The following is a 3267-nucleotide window of genomic DNA, read 5'->3' as shown; positions in this document are numbered from 1 at the left end:
CGACGACCCCGACGACCCCGACCGGGAGGATGCCACCCACGGCTGCAAGTACTACTCGGGCTGGAACAGCAGCGCGATGGTCAAGACGTTTCTCGCCGAGGACTGGAAGGGCAGCCTCGAACCCGGCAAGGCCGCCGACGTCACCGTCCTGGACGGCACCCTGACCGCCCTCGACCCGCACGACCTCCCGGACACCCCGGTCGCGATGACCGTCTTCGACGGCCGCGTCGTCCACGCGGCCGAGGGCGTCTGAGACGCGGACCGCGCGCCGGCGACCGGGGTCCGCGTCACGCCGCGCCGAGGTTCTCCGGGTACAGCTCGGCGAGGATGTCGTAGGAGCGCAGCCGGTCGGCGTGGTCGAAGACCTGCGTGGTCACCATGACCTCGTCGACGCCGGTCCGGCCGACGAGGTCGTCCAGCTGCTTGCGGACGGCGTCCGGGCCGCCCACGACCTGGTCGGCCAGCCGCGCGTCGATCATCTGCCGTTCCAGCGGCGTGTACGGGTAGGACGCGGCCTCCTCCGGCGTCGGCAGCAGCCCGGGACGGCCCTGCCGCAGCCTCAGGAACGACAGCGCCTGCGGCCCGGCCAGCTCCCGCGCCCGCTCGTCGGTGTCGGACGCCGTCACCGACACCCCGATCATCGAGTAGGGCGCGTCCAGCGCGCCGGGACGGAACGACTGCCGGTACAGGGTCAGGGCGGGCACGGTGTTCTCGGCGCTGAAGTGGTGCGCGAACGCGAACGGCAGGCCGAGCAGGCCGGCGAGCCGCGCGCTGTACCCGCTGGATCCGAGCAGCCACACCGGCGGCTCGTTCCCCGCGGCGGGGGTCACCTTGCTGTCCGCGGCGAAGTAGTTCCGCAGCTCGACGACCTGCTCGGGGAAGTCGTCGACCGACAGCGCCTCGGCGGACCGGCGCAGCGCCCGCGCGGTCGCCTGGTCGGTGCCGGGCGCGCGGCCGAGGCCGAGGTCGATGCGCCCCGGGTACAGCGCCTCCAGCGTCCCGAACTGCTCGGCGACGACCATCGGCGCGTGGTTGGGCAGCATGACCCCGCCCGACCCCACCCGCATCCGGGAGGTCGCCGCCGCGACCTGCCCGATCAGCACGGCGGTCGCCGAGCTGGCGATACCGGGCATCGCGTGGTGCTCGGCCAGCCAGTACCGGTGGAAGCCGAGCCGCTCGGCGTGCCGGGCCAGGTCGAGCGTGTGGCGCAGGGCCTGCCCGGACGTGGAGCCGGTCACGACGGGGGCGAGATCGAGGACGGAGAGGCGCACGGTCATACCCTGTGCCAACCCGTCCCGGGCCGGTCCTCTTCCCGCTAGCCCTTCAGCGCGGCGACGGCGACGACCGCGACGACCGCGACGACGACGGGGGCCGTGATGCTGAGCCACGACCAGTTGACCAGCGTGCGGGCCCGCGCGGGGTCCTCCCCGAACCGGGTCTCGGCCCGGGTGTACAGCAGGGCGCCGACCACGACCAGGGGCAGGAACGCGAACGTGGTGAGGAGTCCGAGGACGAAGGCGGCGACCTGCCCGAACCGGGTGTAGGTGCCGTCGGGGCCGATTCCGAACGCGAGGCGGGGAGCGGGCGCCGAGGCGGGGACGGCGCCGGACACGGCTTCGGTCATGAGCGCACCGATCTCTAGGAATGTGACCTGGATCATACGCTCGGTGACCTCGGCGCGCGAGAGGGCCGGCCGCCCCTTTTCCGGCGGCCGGCCCGAGGGGGCGGCTCAGCGCAGGTCGAGGCCGAGCAGGACGGGGTCGTGGTCGGACGAGCGGAACGCGTCCGGCCGGTAGAACGCGGGCGGGTTGAACTCGGTGTTGTAGTCGAGGAACACCGGCTCGTCGCTGTTGACGTGCCAGATCGTCGCGCCGGTCACGCGCCGCGACAGCGCCCGGCCCGCGAGCGCGTGGTCCAGCTCGCCGGACTGCCCGTCGAAGACGTAGCTGTACCGCTGGCTCGGGCGGACGAACCGCTGCGTCTGCCCGACGAGCCCGGCGCCGGTGAGGGCCTTCACCGGGTCCTCGGCGGTGTAGGCGTTGAGGTCGCCGACCACGAGCGGGTTCGGCACGCCGTCCGCGAGCGCGGCGACCGCCTTGGCCTGGGACACGCGGCGGGCGTTGTAGCAGCCCTGGCCGTCGCCCTGGTCCTGGTCGGGTCCGGCGGCGCCGCCGCAGCCCTTCGACTTGAAGTGGTTGACGATCATGGTGAACGCCGTCCCGCCCGTGCGGGGGCGGAACGTCTGCACCAGCGGCGGGCGGTCGAACACCGGGTCCTGCGACGAGCGCGCGTCGCCGACCGGCGTCACCTTCGACGGCCGGTAGATCAGCGCGACGTGGATCTCGTCCGTGCCCGGGTAGGGGTGCCGCACCCACGCGTACGTTCCCGCGCCCGCCGCCCGGTTCAGCCGGTCGACGATCGCCCCGACGGCGGTGTCGCCGTTGTTCTCGACCTCCATCAGCCCGGCGACGTCGGCGTCCAGGCCCCGCAGCGCGGCGGTCAGCTTGGCGAGCTGCCGCTCCTGCTCCTCCGTCGTGTCCGCGCCGCGCCTGTCCAGCGTCGTGAACCAGTTCAGGGTGTTGAAGCTCGCGACGCGCACGTCGCCGCCCACGTTCCGCGGCCGCTTCGGCGCCGGGTTCCGGTCGTCGAACCGCGCGGGCCTGGTCGGCTGCAACGCGTAGGCGCCGAACTGGTAGGTGAGCACACCGGTCAGCCCGGTCGTGGCGTCCCCGATCCGCAGGACGCGGGGGTCGGTGTAGGGGATCGTCGCGGGGTTCTGCACGTTCGACCCGTCGTCGACCAGGAGCCGCCGCGCGTCGTTGCCCGCCTGGGTGCCGCCGTGCCCGTCGGTCGGCTGGAAGAGGCGGCCGCCCGCGGAGACGGTGACCTGCCCGTACCGTCCGAGCTGGTAGGTCTCGGTGGCGGTGAGCCGCTGGCCGAACCGCAGCAGCATGCCCTCGTACTGCTCCATCCCCGCGCCGCCCTTGAGCGGCAGCCGGACGGACGTCGGCGCGACCTTCCCCGTGCCGCACACGTCCACGGCCGACACGGGCGACAGTTCGGTGAGCCCGCTGTACTCGACGGCCTTGCCGGTGACCAGGACCCGGTCGCCGACCGCGACGTCGGTGGTCGAGTAGACGAACAGCCCGTCGGAGGTCCGCGGGTCCGCGTCGGGCGTCGGGTCCTGGACGAAGAAGCCCTTGAGCTGGTCGGCGCGCTGGAAGTCGGCGGTCCCGTCCGCGGCGACCCGGAGGGTCTGCCCGGCGA

At 73.5% G+C, this 3267-nt stretch carries 4 protein-coding genes; 1 reads left to right on the top strand and 3 read right to left on the bottom strand.

The genetic code is table 11. From position 1 onward, the window contains the following. The coding region (locus AB0C69_RS40345) for an amidohydrolase family protein (protein ID WP_360361730.1) at positions 1-253 on the top strand (253 nt) is incomplete at its 5' end. Between the two features lie 34 nt (positions 254-287). Here the strand turns inward: AB0C69_RS40345 and AB0C69_RS40340 are convergent. The 3 genes from AB0C69_RS40340 to AB0C69_RS40330 all read right to left on the bottom strand — a co-directional run. Then, a complete protein-coding gene (locus AB0C69_RS40340) occupies positions 288-1277 on the bottom strand; it encodes an LLM class flavin-dependent oxidoreductase (protein WP_360361727.1) in 990 nt (329 codons plus the stop codon). 38 nt (positions 1278-1315) lie between these two features. After that, on the bottom strand, positions 1316-1624 hold the full coding sequence (locus AB0C69_RS40335; RefSeq protein WP_360361724.1) for a hypothetical protein: 309 nt from the start codon (positions 1622-1624) through the stop codon (positions 1316-1318). 105 nt (positions 1625-1729) lie between these two features. Further along, positions 1730-3267 (bottom strand): ExeM/NucH family extracellular endonuclease (locus tag AB0C69_RS40330; protein ID WP_360361721.1); only part of this gene is annotated, 1538 nt, incomplete at its 5' end.

This window comes from Actinomadura sp. NPDC048032 (assembly GCF_040653175.1).
In the GTDB taxonomy this organism is placed as follows: domain Bacteria; phylum Actinomycetota; class Actinomycetes; order Streptosporangiales; family Streptosporangiaceae; genus Spirillospora; species Spirillospora verrucosospora.
This window is presented reverse-complemented; position numbering and strand designations above follow the sequence as displayed.

What these genes read in the sequence shown, in the direction of transcription:
- AB0C69_RS40340 (WP_360361727.1), bottom strand. Translation starts at nt 1,277, where the DNA reads ATGACCGTGCGCCTCTCCGTCCTCGATCTCGCCCCCGTCGTGACCGGC.
- AB0C69_RS40335 (WP_360361724.1), bottom strand. Translation starts at nt 1,624, where the DNA reads ATGACCGAAGCCGTGTCCGGCGCCGTCCCCGCCTCGGCGCCCGCTCCC.